The 19,147-nt window shown below is 49.0% G+C and carries 14 protein-coding genes and 1 tRNA gene; 1 reads left to right on the plus strand and 14 read right to left on the minus strand.

What is annotated here, in order from left to right:
* Nucleotides 1-79: 79 nt before the first annotated feature.
* Genes brxL through DPRO_RS01580 form a run of 4 tightly spaced genes read right to left on the minus strand, consistent with a single transcriptional unit; the run spans nt 80 to nt 6,072 of the window.
* Nucleotides 80-2,137, minus strand: coding sequence for a protease Lon-related BREX system protein BrxL (gene brxL / locus DPRO_RS01565; RefSeq protein WP_232005668.1), 2,058 nt, complete (start codon nt 2,135-2,137; stop codon nt 80-82).
* Nucleotides 2,127-4,757 carry a BREX-1 system phosphatase PglZ type A gene (gene pglZ / locus DPRO_RS01570; protein WP_097010496.1) on the minus strand — a complete coding sequence of 877 codons (2,631 nt, stop codon included), beginning with the start codon at nt 4,755-4,757 and terminating at the stop codon, nt 2,127-2,129. The genes brxL and pglZ overlap by 11 nt, the downstream gene beginning before the upstream one ends.
* Complete coding sequence (locus DPRO_RS01575) at nt 4,758-5,240, minus strand: HEPN family nuclease (RefSeq protein WP_097010497.1); 483 nt, start codon at nt 5,238-5,240, stop codon at nt 4,758-4,760. It lies immediately after the preceding gene.
* A 10-nt stretch (nt 5,241-5,250) separates the two neighbouring features.
* A complete protein-coding gene (locus DPRO_RS01580; protein WP_197706490.1) occupies nt 5,251-6,072 on the minus strand; it encodes a BREX-1 system adenine-specific DNA-methyltransferase PglX in 822 nt (273 codons plus the stop codon).
* 105 nt (nt 6,073-6,177) lie between these two features.
* Here DPRO_RS01580 and DPRO_RS01585 point away from each other — a divergent pair.
* Nucleotides 6,178-7,298 (plus strand): IS3 family transposase gene (locus DPRO_RS01585; protein WP_407681385.1). Its coding sequence is split into 2 segments (ribosomal slippage): nt 6,178-6,453 and nt 6,456-7,298, totalling 1,119 coding nucleotides; the frame shifts between segments, so codons are not numbered across the junction.
* A gap of 143 nt (nt 7,299-7,441) precedes the next feature.
* Here DPRO_RS01585 and DPRO_RS01590 read toward each other — a convergent pair.
* The 10 genes from DPRO_RS01590 to DPRO_RS01635 form a co-directional block, all read right to left on the minus strand.
* Entirely contained in the window at nt 7,442-8,884 is a 1,443-nt protein-coding gene (locus DPRO_RS01590; protein WP_097010498.1) for an Eco57I restriction-modification methylase domain-containing protein, read from the minus strand.
* Complete coding sequence (pglX, locus tag DPRO_RS01595; RefSeq protein ID WP_197706491.1) at nt 8,877-10,262, minus strand: BREX-1 system adenine-specific DNA-methyltransferase PglX; 1,386 nt, start codon at nt 10,260-10,262, stop codon at nt 8,877-8,879. Before pglX ends, DPRO_RS01590 begins: the two co-directional genes overlap by 8 nt.
* 30 nt (nt 10,263-10,292) lie before the next feature.
* Nucleotides 10,293-13,868 (minus strand): BREX system P-loop protein BrxC, encoded by a 3,576-nt coding sequence (gene brxC, locus DPRO_RS01600; RefSeq protein ID WP_232005669.1) that lies wholly within the window; start codon nt 13,866-13,868, stop codon nt 10,293-10,295.
* Between the two features lie 7 nt (nt 13,869-13,875).
* On the minus strand, nt 13,876-14,466 hold the full coding sequence (locus DPRO_RS01605) for a DUF1788 domain-containing protein (RefSeq protein ID WP_097010500.1): 591 nt from the start codon (nt 14,464-14,466) through the stop codon (nt 13,876-13,878).
* Nucleotides 14,463-15,062 carry a DUF1819 family protein gene (locus tag DPRO_RS01610; protein ID WP_157917337.1) on the minus strand — a complete coding sequence of 200 codons (600 nt, stop codon included), beginning with the start codon at nt 15,060-15,062 and terminating at the stop codon, nt 14,463-14,465. The genes DPRO_RS01605 and DPRO_RS01610 overlap by 4 nt, the downstream gene beginning before the upstream one ends.
* 185 nt (nt 15,063-15,247) lie before the next feature.
* The gene (locus DPRO_RS01615) at nt 15,248-16,948 is read right to left on the minus strand and encodes a site-specific integrase (RefSeq protein WP_162291138.1); all 1,701 of its coding nucleotides are present in this window, start codon (nt 16,946-16,948) and stop codon (nt 15,248-15,250) included.
* 88 nt (nt 16,949-17,036) lie between these two features.
* Nucleotides 17,037-17,129 (minus strand) — tRNA-Ser (locus DPRO_RS01620).
* Nucleotides 17,130-17,242: 113 nt separating this feature from the next.
* A complete protein-coding gene (locus tag DPRO_RS01625; RefSeq protein WP_097010503.1) occupies nt 17,243-17,611 on the minus strand; it encodes a NifB/NifX family molybdenum-iron cluster-binding protein in 369 nt (122 codons plus the stop codon).
* A gap of 43 nt (nt 17,612-17,654) precedes the next feature.
* Complete coding sequence (locus tag DPRO_RS01630) at nt 17,655-18,146, minus strand: nucleoside deaminase (RefSeq protein ID WP_097010504.1); 492 nt, start codon at nt 18,144-18,146, stop codon at nt 17,655-17,657.
* A 15-nt stretch (nt 18,147-18,161) separates the two neighbouring features.
* Nucleotides 18,162-18,977 carry a phosphoribosylformylglycinamidine synthase subunit PurQ gene (locus DPRO_RS01635; RefSeq protein WP_097010505.1) on the minus strand — a complete coding sequence of 272 codons (816 nt, stop codon included), beginning with the start codon at nt 18,975-18,977 and terminating at the stop codon, nt 18,162-18,164.
* Nucleotides 18,978-19,147 lie beyond the last annotated feature (170 nt).

The following is a 19,147-nucleotide window of genomic DNA, read 5'->3' on the forward strand; positions in this document are numbered from 1 at the left end:
GGGTTAACTCCTGTTGTATTGAATTTTTATTCTACTTACTAGTGGGTCTTAATTTTCAACATACTGATTTCATTTAATATCATTCAACGCCTAAAGCCTTGTATACAGCGTCGATAGGATCTGAATAGAAACTGGTTTGGAACTTGGCAAAGAGTTCACCTGGAACCGTGGGGATTTCCCCAACGCTGCTCATGGGAATCAGCACTCGTTTGGCCCCTGCATCAAAGGCAAGCTGAAGTGTTGCCGCCAAATCGCTGGCAGGTATGATACTGCCTCCAAGACTCATATCCCCCAGAACAACTAAGCTTCCCTGGACTGGCTTACCCAGCAGACCAGAGCATAGCGAAATGAAACTGGAGAGAGTCATTGTGCTATTCGGACCTGCGTTGTGCAAATCAACAATATGCAGGTGATAGTCACGATCTCCAGGTTTGGATGATGCGCTGACTCGATTGGCATTGGCCTTGAAATAATCGAATGCGATACGAAGTGGCTCCTTGGCCTGCATACCGGATCCAACTCCAGAGATAGAGAACTTGCCGTTTCCGGCTGTCACCTGCAGCTCAATACGATACAGGCCAAGATGAGCAGACCCGCCAGATCCAACGGTGTGAAGCGTGCCCGGATTGAGCGGTCCTTCCGGGATCAGAGATCCGCCTCCTTGCTCCGGCAAACTGACGAATTTTTCTTCCATGGTTTCGCTGTCGATGTAGCTGAAATGGACATCATAGAATTCCATTCCACCGAGCTTTTTGAGTTGCTCCTTGACGCGTCTGCGGCATTCCAAGGCGTAACGGATGCACTTCTCGACGGCCTCTTTGGTAAACTCCCCATGAGGGTATAGCAGCTTGAGCAGGCCTGAAACCGTCTTGCGGACAGCAATTGTGTCTCGTTGGTTGAGGTTATTACCCAGTCTAAAATACTTATCGATTGCGTCGGCAAAGGTGGTCTTGCGCATCTCACGGAAGTATTCCGCCATATAGTCCACGATGAGCCCATATTGATTTGTGAAGAATTCTGGACGCATCTTGGGGATCTCCCATCCGGGAGTATAGCAGTGCATGCGGTCAAAGAACGCTGTGTCGATCATGGCCTCCGGGAACGGTGCAAACAGATGGCTTGTCTTTACCAGTGTGTCGACGCTTTGGTTGATATTGCCGACAAAGACCATAGAGGCGTTGGCGCTGATAGCGTCACGGCCTCGGGAGAAGGAACCTGATGCCATGTAGTCCTTCATGATCTGCACGCCGTCCTTGTCCTTGAAGCTGATCCCGGCAACCTCGTCGAAGGCGACTACATCCCATACACCAACCAAACCGACTTTGTGACTGCTCATGTTGTAGAACAGGTTAGCAACGGTTGTTTGCCCACCGGACACAAGGATGCTGCTCGGGCTGATCTCTTTATAAACGTGACTCTTGCCCGTTCCACGAGGTCCAAGCTCGCAGATGTTGTAATTGTTTTCGACCAGAGGAATAAGCCTGGAAAGAAGATGCCACTTCACGCGCTCTTCAATGGCGGTAGGTTCAATGCCCGTTGAACGCATCAGCACATCAAGCCACTGTTCTTCGGTCAGCTTTCTACGGCCTTCATACACAGTCTGCATATCCATGTTGGGCATCTGGATAGGCTTGAGTTCGCTAATCGAGAACGGAGATCCTTTCTGACCTTCCTCGAAGAAGTAGTTGATGGAAATGATGCACCATATGCCTCCGACCAATAGCTTCTCGAACTGTTTGACCGTGTTGCTCGATACTTCAACTCCCTTGGTTCCTAAATTCGAAAGGAAAGCCTCGTAGCAATCGCGTCTCTCGTTCAGTTTGACGGTAACCTTATCAATGACCTTAAAGCTTCCACGTTCACGGATTGTCGACTTGACCTTTTCCGCTTCATCAGGGCGCACGTAGTTTTGTGAGAGGATGTCCTTAACGCTCTTGATGCCGTCTTGGATGACCTCTTCATCGTCCGAAGCGCAATAAATACCCAGAAGATATTCCAGAACGTAAACAGGGACATTCGCTCCTTCTTTGAGAAGCTTGGTGAGATCCTTGCGGACTACCTTGCCCTGAAAGTGTTCATTGAGAAGTGTATCGAGACTGATGGCTTCATTTTCCATTTCAATATCCTTAGAAATCATTGATAAATGCCAAGTCGATGGTCATAGGCACTCGTTCATATTCAATCTGTGTTGCTGGATCTCGGAGCACCAGAGAATACTCTTTGCGGTTATTGTAATCACCTTTTTTGAGCATGAGCTTCACTGTGCGCTTGCGTTCTTCCATGGAATCAGAAGCGCTGTCGAAGGTGACTGTTTCTTCATTACTGATTGGAGTATCGCCGTCACGAAGGGAAATGACGAGAGTTCTCGGTATAGTTTTCCCAGCAACTTTTTCCGTTTGGATTAGCTCGAACTTTTGGATGTAGTTGACGATCTTGCGGGTTGATCCAAGCAGGGAAACTTCAACCTGTTTTGCAGCTTCTTTCTCTGCCGCTTTACCTTCCAGCTCTTTAACCTGAACTATGGGCACAACGATTTCTTGAGGAAGCGCTCCTCCATGGATAAAACGGGCTCCTCCGGCAAAGTGAAAGCGATTGATGCCTTTGGGAATCCAGAACTCCATGTCATCAGAAGTGCCAGCCGTGGTTCGTGTGGAACCATGCCATGCCTTTTCAGAGACTCCCAGATCCTTGCCAATGACATACCGTTTCTTGGCTTTGATGACGCCCTCGGGTTTGATGCCCAGATCGCTTCGTTCCAGAGATGTGGGAGGCGTGTCTTGATAAATGAAACCGTGATCCGCTGTTACGAAGACATTGGAGCCGTTTAGGCTGTTTACGATAAAACTTATCAATCTACTGATTTTATTGATTGTGTTTCGAGCTGCAAGGAAAGCACGTCCTTCTGAGCTTCTTGTATCACCTGTGTCATCAATTTCATCATGATAGAGGTATATCACTCGCCAGGGGCGGACCAATTCTCGGCCTTCCTCTTTGTTCATGGCAAGTAACGCATCAGCTTTAATAGCGATACCATCCACATCAGCGAGAATCGCTCCTCGCTGCTCAAGAGAAGCGCAGGACTGACCATCTATTTGAACTTGGTCGGTTCCTTCTTTGTAGCCGTACTCACGGCGTGGCAGGAGGGAGGCCATGCCCAAAGCGGTATAACTGGGAAGAACACCAAGCTGGGATGAAAGCTGAGCCTTGAAACGGAACTTGGAGTTGACATCCCGAGTCAGCTCTTCGGCCACCTCGTATCGCAGTGCGTCACTGATAATGACAAAGACCTTACTTCGAGGATGAGATTGTAAAATGGGTTTGACCTGCGTTGTGAAAAAGTCTTGCTGATTGCGAACGTCGGAAATAGACCAACGTTGCAGCAATCCGTCTTCCTGGCCAGATGCGTTTTCAATGAAGCCGCCCCAGGCTACAGACAGTTGGTCGAGATACCAGCCGCCATAGCAGCTTTCCACAACCTTCTGAACGTCCTTGAGAACGTCCCATCCTGCAAGCTCAACCGTATCCGCTTTCTCGTGGAACAAGCGGTAAAGCTGGTCGAAGCGATATAATTCGGACGTGTACGCCTGATACATGGCTTGAGCAGTGGCATAGCTCAGACCAAGGTCATACTGTTTGCGCAACGTGAGTAGCTCCAGAACGGCATCCAGAGCGTCGTAGGTTGTGGCGTAGATGTTTCCATTATCGCCATACTCATCAAGCTTGATGGTGGCCCAATGACCGTCTTTTCTGCGCAGGATAACAGGTCCGAGCTCCTCAGGCTTTTCAAGGCGTCCTTGTGTTATTCTGGTGCGCAATGAACGGATGATCTGCCGTTCGGCTTCCTCAAAGGTCATGACGTCGATGAGAGCCTGTTCGTCGTACCCAACGATATGTTCGTCGAGACGTAGCTCTTTTGCTATTTCACGAGCAATGGTCACGTACTGGCGATAGTGGTTCAGATTGCTGCGCCATTGCGAGACGAAAACAGAGGCATTGGTTGCCAGTGCTTTCTGAGTGAGGATGAAATGAGCCAGAGGTCCAGGGACATCTCCGTGCAATGTGTTTGCAAAGTCGTTCACCAACAGCCGTATCAGCAGGTCGGATAGACTAGGATTTTCGGCATCATAGCCGAAGGTCTTGGCCATTTGATCCCAGAAGAATGGTGCGAGATCGAACTTCTCGATGTCTTGCCATGCCTTAGTCGGAGACTTGAAGTCGCAAGTATCATCGGAGCACATCTCACCAAACAGCTTCATGAGTATGTCGAAAATGCCTGCCTGATCTGCACGGCTGAGCACGGCGATGATCTTCATATCGATGTCTCGTTCCTGATCCTCGGATGCTACAAGCTTTTTCAGACGGCTAACTCGTTCTTTGCTGTTGAGGAATTTCTTCCTGTCGCTCAAATGGGCTCGCATGCTCTGACTGGTAAGTCCAAGTTCTCCCATGAGTATGGATGCACGATCCGCATGGAAAGAGCGGCTATACAAGCGAATGTCGAGCAGCCAGTCATCCTCGGGGGCAGGTTCTATTGTTGGTGAGTAGATCAGATACTTCCTAGTCGTGTCTTCCAGCTCAAGCTTTACTTTAAGTTCCAGCAGGCTTTCGTTATCGCTATTAATCAGCGTGACTCCATCGAGATCTAGCTCCGCAACAGTTTCAAGGAACTCCTGATCTGGATCATTCCAAAAAACAATGCGACAGCCTTCAGCGTGGAAAAGCTTGGAAAGAGATTCGGTGATTTTTGAGGCGTCCATTTATCTTCTCGGATTTGGTGGATAATTATCTTCGACAAGCCCCACCAAAGCTAATGCCAGTGCTCGAATGCTAGCTGTGTTCATTTCAATGCGCCAGTTGATTGCCCCATTTGGTGGGCCATCCCAAAGGTTGAAACCTTCAATGTCAGTTTCAGTTCCATAGGCTTCAATGTGGCAATGCGAGATTGCATTACGAAACCGTTTCAGAAATGCATTTAAGTTCCGATTTGAATTGCGTACGTCAAGTCTTGTGATGAACTTCATTTCAGGGCAGAATTCTTGAATTGGTATATTCGGAGCAATTCCATTCTCGCTCATGAAAACCACCATACCTAAGCAAGAGTTAATAAGCTGTGTCACATTAAAAACTCTACGGTCTTCCAAGCCTTCTCTTTCTTGGAGTTCCCAAGCTTCATCAATATACTCAAGATTTGCCTTTGTCCTCACAGCAAAATCTCTTAATAGGCCTTCATACATTCCCATTCCAGATCTCCTATTCCGGCTTCTTTCCGGTCACTGCTTTCACTTCAGCTAACAGCTTGCCGAACTTGCCGTAGTTGACCTTTACGCCGTCATCGAGATCGAGGGGGATGCGCTGGTCTGCGTAGTGGCGGAGCAGCTCATCGAACTCGCGGAGTTCCTGCTGCTTCTTGCGCATGGTATCCAACTCTTTTTGCAGCTTTCTGGCTGCAGTGGCTGAACCTGCGTTGTCCTTTTCCTTGTCCAGGTAATCGATTCGGGCGTTGTACTTACCCTGCAGTGGAGTGACGTACATGGCTCGCATACGGGCAAGAGTGTTCTCGTTGTAGCGGTGCAGGTAGACGAGACACTCGAAAGCGCGTTTTTTGCCGCTGGAGAAGAGCCAGTAGATGGGACGCTTTTTGTAGACCTTGAGGTGGTGGTCCTTGAAAAACTTCTGGCTGATGAAACGCCGGATGGTGTCGATAGACGCCTCACCTCGCTTGGGATCTAGGCTGTCGGCGACAAACTTCAGGTTCTCGTCCAGCGTCTCGGGCGACCAAGCGGCCTTGATGAACTCCTCAAAGCGGTTGGTGGCGTCGTCCTCGAACCAGTCGTCATCCATCACAGGAACGATGCCGTCCTCGTCCGCCGGGAAGGTGGTGTAGCGGGATGGATCGAAGCCTTCGTTGCCGTTGTAGGCATAGATCAACCCAGGCTCGTCTAGGGAATAGCGGCCCATCATGCAGCCGATGGCGTAGGAGATGAGTTCTTTTATAGTGTCGGTGCGCTGAAGGGATTCGTATTCTTCTCCTGTTTTACCAGGGCCGTATCGGTAGTGGGGGTTGCTAGTCAAAGTTACTCTATGAATTTCAATTTCTGGGGCAAGTGCGCTTTCCCCCGAAATTCGGACCACCGGTTAAGGTGGAGTCAGCGTCCTTAAACCGATAAGGAAGGACGCATGACAAAGAGCAGCAAAAGACGGAAACATTCGGACAAGTTTAAGGCCAAGGTCGCACTTGAGGCGATTCGTGGCGTGAAGACGCTTGCGCAACTGGCTGCGGAGTACAAAGTGCACCCCAATCAGATTTCCACGTGGAAGCGGCAGCTCCTTGAGAATGTCGATGACATCTTTTCCAGTGGCAAGAAAGCCAAAAGCCAGGAGGAGATAACCGCACCGTTATTTGAGGAGATCGGTCGGCTCAAGATGGACATCAAGTGGCTTGAAAAAAAGTTGTAAGCCTGCCGCTTGAGGTGCGCCGCCAGTGGATCAAACCAGATCGGGAGTATTCCATCCGGCGGCAATGCAAGTTGGCAGGCATTTCCCGTTCGGGATTTTACTACAAGCCTGTAGCCGAATCCGATGAAAATTTGGCCCTGATGCGTCTGATCGACGAGCAGTACCTGCGTCAGCCTGATTACGGCTCGCCGCGCATGACAGATTGGCTGAGGACACAAGGGCATCAGGTCAACCACAAGCGGGTTGAGCGACTGATGCAGATGATGGGCTTGCAGGCCATTACTCCAGGGCCGCATACGAGTGTCCCCAACCCGGAGCATCCCGTGTTTCCTTATCTGCTGAAAGGAGTTGCCATTGAACGAAAAAATCAAGTCTGGAGCGCTGATATCACCTACATCCCCATGCAGCGCGGCTTTCTGTACCTGGTGGCAGTGATAGACTGGTGGAGCCGCTTCGTGCTGGCTTGGGAGCTATCGAACTCGATGGATAGTTCTTTCTGCGTGGATGCGCTCAACAAGGCTTTGCGCATCTCTACGCCGGAGGTGTTCAACACGGACCAGGGAGCGCAGTTCACGAGTCGTGAATTTACCGGAGTTCTGCAGAGCAAGGGAATTGCAATCAGCATGGACGGCAAAGGTCGCGCAATCGACAACGTCTTCATTGAGCGGCTGTGGTGGACGGTGAAATATGAGGATATTTACCCCAGGGCGTACTGTGATGGGATCGAGCTATACCATGGGCTTACGCGCTATTTTCGGTACTACAACGAGGAGCGCGGTCATTCGTCGTTGGACAAAAGAACTCCCGCTGACGTATACAGGGGCAACTTGAATGTTCATTGACTTGGCTCGTAGCCGTTGCTCCGCTCCGCCCTCGGCCCTTCGGGCCGCCCCTACGGGGACGGGCTACGCTCCACAACGGCTATGGCGACCCGCCTCCTCGGAGGCACAAACTCGGACGCCGGGCTCCACCTTAAAAAGACCGATCAGTGGTCCAAAGGATGGGGGGAGGCGCAAAGCTCTTCTTGTAGCCCAAGTGCAGTGATAAAAAAAGAATTGTATTCTTCCTCAATGCTTTTGATCTTCTGAGTTGTGCTTTTATATTCAACTGTCAGTTTCTCGTATGCATTTTCAACTTTGTATTCATTGTTTATTAAAGGGCTTCCTAAAAAATCCCAACTTGTTTCACTTGCGTCCCAATCAAATTTTGAAAGCTTGAATAACTCTTCCAATTTTGAACAGGCTTCATCGGATGGTCTTTGAACATAAGGAACCAGCTCGATGTCTTTTTTTTGATAGTTCAAAGTTGGGTTTATTAATCGCAGAAAATGGTTCCCTATTGGAGAGTTTAGGGCTGCCATCAGCCATAAAGACTCATCCTCAGAAAAAACTCCCGGACCAGCATCTGAAAAAAGTACTCCTTTTGGATAATATCTAAAGGCAATGTCAGATGAACTAATTCTCGACCATGATACATACTGCTTAAAGTAGAATTTTTTGTCTCTCAGTCTGAAATCAGGACTTTTATCCTTAATACTTTCTCCTTCATTCTTGAGGTCAATTATGTGTTCGCAGTTTCCATGCCACTTTCTGTAATCCCCGCCCTTGTGCAATGGAAACCACTTATTGTTAATATCCATTTGTGACGCACTCGACAGATTGAATTGTATATTGTCCGTTGAGACTTCAAACCAAAAACGTAGGAACCATTCATCTTTTCCCGTTCTTATTCCAGGGCTTACCGTGTAGTTCTTACAAACAGGATCAAAATTCTCAAACGCCTTTATTGTGTTGCTGCTGGCCCAATACGCAATCGGACTCCCAGGAATCTTCTTGAAGTCAGAGGCAGGGGCTGTGTAATACCAGCCGCAATCCTTGTTTCGAATCGCTTCCAGAGTCTTCGGAGCTTGATTGTCTGCACCACGGAAGTCGGACAGGCGGATGAAGCTACCCTTGAGGTTCTGCAGGTGGCTGTTGGCAAGTGTATACGTGCAGATGGGGACCGTTGCCCCATCAAAGCCCGAGTATTCGAGCTGAATCAAGGACGTAATGGTCTTCTCGTCGATCAGATAGTCCCGCAACTTTTCGTAGGAGGAAATGAACATCCACACGAAGGGGGACATGAAGCCAAGCTGCGCGTTATCTTCCGACATCTCGAAGTTCCGCACCACAAAGGCTGAGAAGAGGTCGGATTTCACGTCAGCGTAGTTGTCCTTAAGGAACGTTTTTAGAGCAGGGTTCAATCCCTTACCGCCCATGTACGGCGGGTTGGTAACTACATAGCCATACTGCCTTGCGATAAGTTTTGCTTGGGTGACCAACGGCAAAAGCGTCTCAGCCCACCTTCGAGACTCCATGTCCGAAGCAGTCAGTGCCTTGGCAACCAGATTCTCCAGCCTGGACAGAGCGTCCCTGAGACGGTCATGCACCGTGAGCAATGAACCAAAGGTCTTCCTCGAACAGGTGCAACAGCGAGTACAACTCCTCCTTGGTAACATCCGGCTTTTCCGAAGTACTCAGGCTGGCCTGGGACATCCTGGGCTGCACAAGGGACAACTGCTGCGTCCCCTTGCCGCCGATCTCTTTGACTCGTTCCCGAAGCAGCACCCTCGCCACCTCGTCCACATCCAGCCCCTTGCTCTCCTGAATGGCCATGATGTTGACTTTGGCGGGATTTTCAGGATCGAGAATACGCCGATCATCAGCTCGTGCTTTCATGAGCACGGTGAACCGGGCAAGTTGGGCGGCACGATCATCGATATCCAAGCCGTAGAGGTTCTTCTCCAGGATGAGCCGGGGGATGTCACGTGTGCGGTAGCCGCGCTCCAGATAGATTTCCTTGAACAGGTCATAGGCTTCGGCCAAAATGTGACCGGAGCCGCAAGCGGGATCCATGAAGGTCAGTTCTTCCGGGTTCAGCTCATTGGGGGTAATGACGTCCAGTTTGGCTTGGACATCGTCTTCCTGCTCGGCAGGTTCGATGTAGAACTCCATTTTGTCCTTGATGGAGGACGCCGGGTAGGTCATGAGCCATTTACGACCGACCGTGTTCTGAACCATGTATTTAACGATCCAGTTAGGCGTGAAGAGCTGCGTCGCCGCCGGGATGTCCTCGCTCTTGACGACCTTGCCGATGACCTGGTCCTTCTTCTCCGAGATATAGAACTGGTACAGCCAACCCACGATCTCGATCTCGGACCAGTTCTCCTCAGGAATATCGTTCACCAGCTTTCGGATGGGCGAATTGGTCTGGAGCAGGTTCTCAGGTAGCAACAGCTCTGATGCGCCATGAACAGCCTCGAACATCATTGGCATAGCGCGATGCAGGTTATTGCATTGTGTGACCAGCAGCAGGCGATACAACTCGGCATCTTTGTCACCAGCCAGACGCAATTCCGCCACTTTGTCCTTGTCCAATCCAGGCAGATCCACGCTTGTGGCTTTCTCAAGGATCTCCGGGATATCAGATCCGCTCGGGTTGCTGAGTACGCGGTATCCATGCCCGAGATAGTCGTGCAATTCCATGTAGCGTAATGCGCAGAAACGGTTGAACCATGTGTAGGGCACCGTTTCCATGACCTGCTGAAAGCCTTTGATCTTGATGCGTTCTTCGAGCTTCTTGCGGCGTTTTGCCACATCCTTGGGAAATGGTCGTCCTGCAATTATGGCGACGTCGCCTTTTACTTCCACTGGCTCGATTTTCTTTGCCGATAGGCCGAGGACGCTGGCCCTGTCAGTCACTGCCTGAATGAATTCGCGGCGAGCCTGGGGCGCATAGGATTTGAGTATATTTCGATTGATGGACATGTATTTCTCGTATCTTCGTTCTATGTGAGATTATTGGAGTCGGATTCGAACGTCATTTTTCAGTTCTGCAAGCAGTGCTTCCTTGAGCGCCTTTACATATGAATCAACATCCTCGGGTGATTCGATGTATGCTTTGGAAGCGACGGAGGTTGCTTTGACGATCTTGGTCTGTTTGACCGGAGCAGGCTCTTTACCTGGCTTATCTGGCTCAGGCTGCTTCTTGCGTTCAATGGTATCTAGGGCCTCGTCTACGGCTTCCTGGAAACCTTCCATTCGATATGAGATGTTCGGGATGGAAGTATCTTGTTCGATGGCCAGCTTGGTCTGCTGCAGTGGGTAAAGGACCTTATTACGGAACTCGCCGTCCGCCTTCATCGCTTCGAGTTCTTTGGTGATGAGATCTATCTTAGCATCCAGCTCCAGCATGGCCTTCTGGCGCTTATCAGCTACCAAAGTTTCATTGATGGTGGTCACTTTGGATACAAGGGTGTCAACATCCTTGAGCATGCCATACGGGGCAGGAGCCTCGGCAATGGTTCGAAGCTGCTTCAACGCCGCTTTTGCGACAGCGTCCTTATTGAGCGCGGTTTCGTTCTTTTCGAACTCATCAAGGGCGCTCAGTAGTTTCTCCCAGGTTGGGCGTTGGTTCGTGTAAAAGTCCTTCAGGTCGTGAAGATCGTCACTGGCATCCTGAAGATCTTCCTTTTTCTCGTTGAAACGATTGATGAATTCGAAGGTGTCGCGGATGTTCAAGACCGACCGTATTGTGGCAAGGCCGTCAGCAATCTCGCTGTCTCCAGGGAATTTCCCGGTCTGAGCAAGGGGTTGGTATTGTTTCAGGCTTTCCTGCCAACCACCGAGTTCATTTCGGATGGTTCGTTCAAGATCATCCAATGCTTCAGGACCATTTTTACCGAATAGCGTCTGACAAAGCTTGCGAGCCTTCTCGATCTGATCCTTGGAAGGCACTTTGCGCTTCATGATCTTGATGGTCTTCCACTTATTCACTTTGGTCATCGGATCCACCGCATCCCGAGGCTCCAAGCTGGAACCATCAGAAAGCAGGTTGATCTCTCCGGCCATAAGCAGGCGAGCCACCAGAAGCACTATTTCGAACTCTGGCCAACCGTAGGGTTTACTTCCAAAACGGTCGACGAGCTCATTCAAGAGCACGGGGTGATTGCGAGCCACTTGTAGGTCAATAAACTCCCGTACTTCGCGAATAGCGTCCGCGTTGATGTTGGTGAGACCTTTCTCCAGCTCCATCTGACTCACGTCATTCGACAGCAAAACAGACCGGATCTCACGAACAGGATCATCTTCGAGCTTTTTGAGGTAGCTGAATTTGTTGTAGAGGTTTTCGACGATATAGTTGAGCGCCTCTTCAACCAGGACACGCGGGGTCGAGGCTTTGAGCGTGAGGGTCTGTCCCATGGCGTACACGTCGGCACCGGGCATCAGGTTTTCCAGTAGTCCGGTTATCCGAATACGGCGTTCCCTGTTTTCATCCTGCTTATCGCGGAGGATTTTCTTGAAGCTATTGGACTGAGATGCATCACTTTTCTGTCTGATGTATTTATCCGTTTGCAGGTATGACCGGATTTCTCGTCCAAGTTCTTTGCTGTCCTGCAGTCGGATCAGAACACGCCCGTAATGTTCAGACGTGTACATGGTGCATTTGAGGGCATTGAAAGCATCGTGCTCAAAGAACAGAGGCGTGATGATCTCGACGCCAATCTCCTGATCCAGCTTCGAGCTGAATGGGTGACCATCGAGCAGGCGGCTGTATGCATAGTCTCGCTTGTTCGGCTTATATCGGTGTTTGTCTGGTCCCTTGATGATGTCGGTATAAACGATTTCCGCCAGCAAATTGGTTTCATCGCTGGGGGTAATGTCTACGCCTTTGATCTCTCGGCTGACATCCCGTTCCTCGTTTGTGAGGAAGAAATAAAGATCTCCATTACGACTGATGAGAGTTTGCTTTTCGAGACGCTGCAGTCCTTCTTCGATTTTCCTTTTCAACGCCAGGCGGTCAGCATCCACCTCGTCGATGAATAGAGTAACGAGGTTGTCTACGTTGGGCTTGACGATGTCCACGTAGCGAATAAGGAAGAGCGTTTGCAACAGGTGGACGTCAAACGGCTTTTGAAGCTCGTCGTTCTCTGCCGCCTGGTCGATGGTCCTGCTGACCGCTGTATCCAGGAAGCTCTCGATAGCCGGATAAAACTCATACAAGGGCACCAGAGCGCCAATGCCTTTGGTTGAGATATTTTTGGCCGCAGACTGGAAGGCATCGAGCATGGAGCGCTCACCACGGCTGAGATGCATCCCGGTAGCTCCTGCCTTACGGATTGACTCAAAGATCTTCTGGATCAATTGGAAATGGTATGGTGCGAAGGGGTAGTTGCCAACAAAGTCTTGCTTGTCTTTGTATGTGCGCAAAGCCGCGCTGTCGTGCGTGAAGTCAAGCTGGCTTTTAATGATGTCTCCCTTAGCATCAAACAGCGTTTCCAGCTCACTGGAGGCATCTGATGTTTTTTCAAGCAGACGAGCCTGGATAACTTCATCTGTGTTGGAGCTAGACAGAGCAAGGCGGGTGTTGAAACGGCCTTGAATCTTGGAGAAGTCATTAGCTTTTGTAGCCTTGAGATCTCCGAGGACGGCATCGATGTCTTCTTGGGAGGTAACCACAACCCAGGCCCGACCTTGGCAAACACGTCCAAGATCCTCGGTGATGGTCTGCAGGTTGAGCATGAGATTGCCATTGTTACCTATAAACTGGCCGACTTCATCAACGAGAAAGATAATGCGATGATCTTTACCTTTCCTATCAAGGTATTCCTTCACCCGTTTGGCAAAGTTCTCAATAGTCACGCTCAGCGTCTTTTCGGCGTTATCGAACCAATCTAAAGCTGATTCTTTACTTTGCCCGAGTGTGTTGGAAAGTGCTTCGACAAGTTCGTCTTTGCGGAAGTAATATGCATCACGCTCCTCAACCCAGTTATCACCAGTGAGCGTTTTGTACTGACTGCAGAACTCCTCGTATTTTCCCTTTTCCGTCAGATAGCGTTCCATTTCAGCGATGTGGGGATCGTCGCCAGAGTATCCCTGCATTTCGTTGAAAACTCGCCAGAAAACGGAAAGGATAGCTCCCCAGCCGTCGCGGGAGTCCGCTCTACTATCGATGTTGAAGAGGATCACATCCGTATCGCTGGTAGTACATTTTTTAATGTCAGCCAGCAGCATCGGATCCTTGATCTTGGTGTCAAAGAACTCAGCGGAACGCCGTGTGTCTTCAGACAAGGGTGAGGTGGCTGCACGGTTGTTCAGCAGATATGAAAGAATCTTGATGAAATGAGATTTACCAGATCCAAAAAATCCAGAGACCCAAACACCAATACGGCTAGCGACATTGGGATCATGGCCGTTTGAGATTGAGTAAAGGTATGTCTCGAAGAACTTGCGGAAGTGTTGATCCAGTTCCTTAGTCACAACATATTCTTCAAGCTCTTGCCACACGACAGCATCATCCTGCTGGTCAGCTTTGACAACGCCATTGATGGGACGGAATAGATCCTTGGAAAAAATATTTCGTATTTGCATCATGTATCTCCTAAGCAGCGGTCGGGTCTGGAACGAGTTGGAATGCTCGGTAATAGTTGCTTTCTTTCAGCTTCCCGAAAAGTCTGAGCCCTTGTCCATCATATTTGCCAGGGTAAAAGACAACCAAGGGAGTATCCTCCATAAGAGGATGAAGGCTGTTTAGTAGAGTATGGCTCCTCAAAATAGGCCAAGCACTCCCAACGCCAGACATGAGAATGACATCCTGTTGTTCAGGCTTAGCCTTCTCAACGAGATATTTGGCTATTTTTAATTCGTGAAGTGGGCCTTTCAGCGCTTTGAGGAGCTCTTCACTCCCTTTGGCTTTTTGCAATTCAAAGGCTCGGTCAAGCAATTTTCGATCTTGCAGGTACTCCACAATCAAGCTGAATAAATTTATGTGCACAAACCGAATACCAGGTTTTCTTTTTGGCAGTTGTTCTTCAACAATTCGGAGGAAGCCTCGGACTTTCATTTCTTCGGCTGGATCATAATCAAAAATATAAAAACCAATCTCATTGCCAAGACCTGCGTTTGAAAGCAGTTCTTTAGACAAGATCCGGTCTATCACTCTGTTTAAGCGTTGGTCCAATGATGCTTTCATCGAAAAATCTCCAGGCAATCTAATGGGTATACATGGCCATGCTTTTCTAGCAATTCCTTGACTTCGGGGAGTAGCGAAAATGGGAGTAGATTCATTGTCCGAGTCGAATCAATGATGCCTGCTTCGGCAAGAATTCGAAAAATGACCTGACGGACTTTCTTGGTGGTCGATTCAGCCCATTTTTCAAGAGAGGGGTCGCGATGCTTACATTCCTCAAAGAAGTAATCCCAGTCGCGATATGAGATTTCTTTCTGGTAGGTCTTGATCTGTGTTGTGATAGCCTGTTTGATGAAATCCCCCAACAAATGACTGTGCATAATGGCCGAAGCCAAGAGTAGTTGTACAGCCTGCTCGTGGGAGCCATTCTGTATGAGTTGCAACAGCTCCCCATCAAAAGAACCCAGCCGATTGCGGATCAACTTAGCTTGACGCTTCGCGCTGGCTGGGCTTCTTTTCTGGAGAATGTTTTCAATTATTACTTTCTGGTGAAATAGGTGATCGTTGGCACCTTCTCTAAGAAGGTTAGCTATGACTCTGCTTTCAGGGATCAGAAGCGAGCCTGCGACAATTTCCCCATTGTAAGCTGATGATTCCACAAAAATCCTATTAAATACTTGAGTGAAAGGTTTTTAGAGTTTTCACTCTGTTAGTAACACTTTCATATTGAGGCGTAAATCCTCGAAGTATCAATTTTAGGATATTTTTAAATACTATTAATAAAATCAGTTAATAAAGTGGACGTTTGAATTTTTAGTTGCGGATCCACGAACTTCTGTGAGGCTTAGTAGCTTCCTTCGAGGTGACCCAAATCAAGCATTTCATGGAAATCGATCTTAGCAACAACATCATTTAACAGCGTTTCAACGGGATAGTTCCCTTCATATCCTGCCGTTACATCGTCAAACTCGCCTTGCTCATGGCCGACTACCTCTTTGACTTTGTACCTTGCCAGATCCAGTAGCTTTGCCCTGGTAATAAAGGTGTGGCGGAATGAGTGGAAGGTAACATCGCTTACGCCTTCCTGAGCGCCTACATTCTGCTTGCGCCTGAATCGAGTGAACCATTTTGACGCCGCATGGGAATACTTGCCTTTCACATCTGGTGGTAGGTCGTTGAAAAGACGTTTGGTCGTTCTTCTGCGCTTTGAGTCGACAAAAGCTAAGAAGCCAAGCTCATTGGCAAGATATGGATGAATCGGAACCAGGCGCTTACCTGCTTCCGTCTTTACGTGTTTATCCTTGCCTTGATCGTTTATGTCCATGATCCAGACGCCGGACTCCTCACGAATATCTGTTATTGAGAGCTGACAGAGCTCTTCTAAGCGAGCTCCTGTAAATAAGCCCAGAAGCGGAAGCCAGTATTGCCAGTCTTTGCGCAAGTTACGGCGTTTGTATGTGTCGGGGCTGAAAAGTCGTTTCAGCTCGTCCTCAGTGAAAGCCCTGCGTTGTGATTTTGCTGCAGCCTTGCCTCCAGGGACTTCGAGAACCTTGTTCAGTGGTTTGGCCTTGTCGATGTATCCTTCAAGCTCACACCAGTTCAGGAACGAGCGTATGGCAGTGAAGCGTGTTTCGAGAGACTTCGGCTTGTAGAGATCCTTTTCTGGGATACTCATCCGAAGCAATTGATGCAGAGTTTTGTCCTTGTACCGTTTAATCCTTGCTCCTGGCAGTTTCTGGACCTTTTTCCAGTAGCCTTTCATGTGGTCGCGTGACAATTCACTCATGGTCAATTGGGCATTACCCATTTTGACCAGCTCAGCGAACTGCTTCAATTGTGGTGGTATATCCTTGCGACTTGCAGCACCCCACGGATTAGGACCTTCCGTCTTGAACTCGATGTACTTATCGATTGCTTCGAGGATTGATGGAGATGGGGGAGGTGTTGGAACAGTCGGTTGCACTACTTGAGACTGCTCTTGGCCTTGGAGGATTCCTACAAAGCCTGTCTTGCGAGCTGCATTCAGGAATCTTGCTTCAACTTCAAGCAGGGCAGCGCAGAACTCACGGTATTCTTTGGAGTCCTTTTCAACATCCATTTCTTCACGATCCAGTAGTTCTGAGGCTCTACCTTCAACCTTCTTGAGGTTGCTGCATTCAAGAGCTTCTTGGGCGTCTGTGGCAAGGATTGTGAGCTGTTCATTGCGCTTGTCCAGCTCGTCTAGCTCCCATGAACGGGAGAGGCGGTATTCACGTTCTTCTTCGAGCGCCTCATCGAGCCATTGCTGAGCGATGCGGCGTATGGTTTCACGACTTAATCTACCAGACATGACATCATCCCTCCTTTTACGAAATTCATCAAATATCGCATGCGAGGTAGTGACCAGTCTTATAACCTTAGGCCGAGCTTCTCTCAAGTATCTGGTTTTGAGCGACTTCTTGAATTCTTGCATGCCCATGACCGGGCGCAAATCGCTTGGAATTCGAAGTCGAAAATAGAGGCCATTTCGATGGCTGGTGAGGTAGGATGGGGCAGAAAAAGACATTGGACAATCCTCCTTGTGTGTACCCGTTTTGTGTACCCACCGCTCTGACGAGCGCTTTTTGGAAGAATGTCCAATGTTTTCAAGTTCTTGGCGGAGAGGGTGGGATTCGAACCCACGTATGGTTTGACCCATAACTCGATTTCGAGTCGAGCGCGTTACGGCCGGACTTCGCTACCTCTCCGCATTATTATATGGCTAGCGCCAATGTGGAATCGCTTTATAATCAGACTCGCCTTTAGTTGCAAGTAGTTTTACAAAAAGAGGATGTTGTCTGGGTGTACCTTTGGGTAGTGATTAGAGTTTGATCTCATTACTCGGGCAGTTGTGGTGATCGCATTCAATCAACGTGTCTTTGAGTTCGCCTTTGAGCCACTTGTCGACCACGTCATCAATAGGACCGTTGCAGCCTCGGATGACCTTGATCTTGTTTGCTTGGAGTATGTTGATTGCTCCCTGGCCCATGTTGCCTGCGAGCATGACCTTTACACCCATATTAGCCAGGACCGGAGCGATGTCGGATTTGCATCCGCATCCTTCAGGGGAGTCCATGGCTTCTTTCTTCAGGATATTGTTATCATCATCAAGAGTTACAATTGTATAATGATCGCAATGACCGAAATGATCGTCAATGACGCCATCTCGAGTGGGTAAAGCAAGTTTCATTTTTACTCCTTTGGTCTCATAAGGTGAGTCTTGCCCGCAAAGGCTATTGTTTCCTTTTTTCGAGGAAAAAACGTTTTAAAAGACTACTGCACTCTTCTTCCATGACTCCTTCAATGTACCACATTCGGTGATTAGTGAAAGAGAGGTCATGGCCATTGAGGTTTGAAATAATTGCCCCCGCTCTCGAGTCAAGGGCTCCCATGACAATCCCGCCGACGCGAGCATGAATCAATGCTCCAGTACACATGAGGCAGGGTTCAAGCGTTACGGCCATGATGGTATCATTGAGCCTGTAGTTGCCCATCACCTCGGATGCTTGCCTGAGACATAATATCTCAGCGTGGGCTGTTGGATCATTCAGTCCGATCGGACGGTTGTGAGCCTTGGCAATCAACGTCCCGGTACGAGTGAATAAAGCGGCTCCAACAGGAGTTTCACCTGTTTTTGCCGCTTTACATGCTTCACTGAATGCCACATCCATCAACGCTCGCCAGGATGATCCGGCAGGCGCATCTGGAGGGGGAGTAATCTTCATTGCCCTACAAGCGCCTTATTGGTTCTTGAGGTATTGTACGCCAGCTTCAAGCATGGCGAGTCCGAGAGGCATTTCACCATCAGTACCACGGGTCCAGGACGGGTGGTTTGTCGGGTGATTATACGCTTCAGGGTGGGGCATCAGACCAAAAATTCTTCCTGTTGGGTCAGTCAGGCCGGCAATTCCCAAAGGAGATCCGTTCGGATTCTGCGGGTACTCCTGAGTGATCTCTCTGGTTTCTGGGTCGACATACTGGACAGCGTGCAGATTGTTTTTGACGATCTCATCAAGCATGGCATCGTCCATGGGAATAATTTTTCCCTCACCGTGACGAATGGGTACTTCAAGATACTCAATACCCTTTGTGAAGACGCACGGAGATTCCTGATTGATTTTAAGAGTAACCCATCGATCTTCAAAACGTCCGGAATCATTATATGACAGCGATACCTGGCGTTCAAAGTACTTGCCGCCAATGGCCGGAAGTAATCCTAACTTGCAGAGCAATTGGAATCCATTGCAGATGCCGAGAATTATTCCACCATTATCAAAAAAAGTTTTCAGCTGATCAAGAACGGGCTTTCCATTTTCAGTTGTGGACCATCTCCAGCGAAGGGCGGCAGCCTGCGCTGCGCCAAGATCATCTCCATCCAAAAATCCGCCGGGGCAGAGGAGATAATTATATTTTTCCATGTTCACATGACCGGATGCAAGATCAGAAAAATAGGCTATATCTACAAGGTCTGCACCCGCTGCTTTCAGAGCGTATGCGGACTCGTTGTGACAGTTGGTACCGTATCCGGTTATGACTAAGGCATTAACGGGGGCCATTAAATTCTCCTCTTCGTATTGACTTTGTGGCTGTACCCTGCAAAATTTGCGAAGCAGCTATTTGCTGGGCTGCAACATACGTGTCCGGCGCGTGACAGTCAACATGGATGAGCCATGTTGATTGTTACTGTATTTCCATATAATTCAAGCAGAACGAAGGGGCTTTCTTT

The sequence above is a fragment of the Pseudodesulfovibrio profundus genome (assembly GCF_900217235.1).
Lineage (GTDB): Bacteria > Desulfobacterota > Desulfovibrionia > Desulfovibrionales > Desulfovibrionaceae > Pseudodesulfovibrio > Pseudodesulfovibrio profundus.

Bases quoted from the DNA above. Each gene is read 5' to 3' on its own strand.
- brxL (WP_232005668.1), bottom strand. From the start codon at position 2,137: ATGATTTCTAAGGATATTGAAATGGAAAATGAAGCCATCAGTCTCGAT.
- pglZ (WP_097010496.1), bottom strand. From the start codon at position 4,757: ATGGACGCCTCAAAAATCACCGAATCTCTTTCCAAGCTTTTCCACGCT.
- DPRO_RS01575 (WP_097010497.1), bottom strand. From the start codon at position 5,240: ATGGGAATGTATGAAGGCCTATTAAGAGATTTTGCTGTGAGGACAAAG.
- pglX (WP_197706491.1), bottom strand. From the start codon at position 10,262: ATGTCCATCAATCGAAATATACTCAAATCCTATGCGCCCCAGGCTCGC.
- brxC (WP_232005669.1), bottom strand. From the start codon at position 13,868: ATGATGCAAATACGAAATATTTTTTCCAAGGATCTATTCCGTCCCATC.
- DPRO_RS01605 (WP_097010500.1), bottom strand. From the start codon at position 14,466: ATGAAAGCATCATTGGACCAACGCTTAAACAGAGTGATAGACCGGATC.
- DPRO_RS01615 (WP_162291138.1), bottom strand. From the start codon at position 16,948: ATGTCTTTTTCTGCCCCATCCTACCTCACCAGCCATCGAAATGGCCTC.
- DPRO_RS01625 (WP_097010503.1), bottom strand. From the start codon at position 17,611: ATGAAACTTGCTTTACCCACTCGAGATGGCGTCATTGACGATCATTTC.
- DPRO_RS01630 (WP_097010504.1), bottom strand. From the start codon at position 18,146: ATGAAGATTACTCCCCCTCCAGATGCGCCTGCCGGATCATCCTGGCGA.
- DPRO_RS01635 (WP_097010505.1), bottom strand. From the start codon at position 18,977: ATGGCCCCCGTTAATGCCTTAGTCATAACCGGATACGGTACCAACTGT.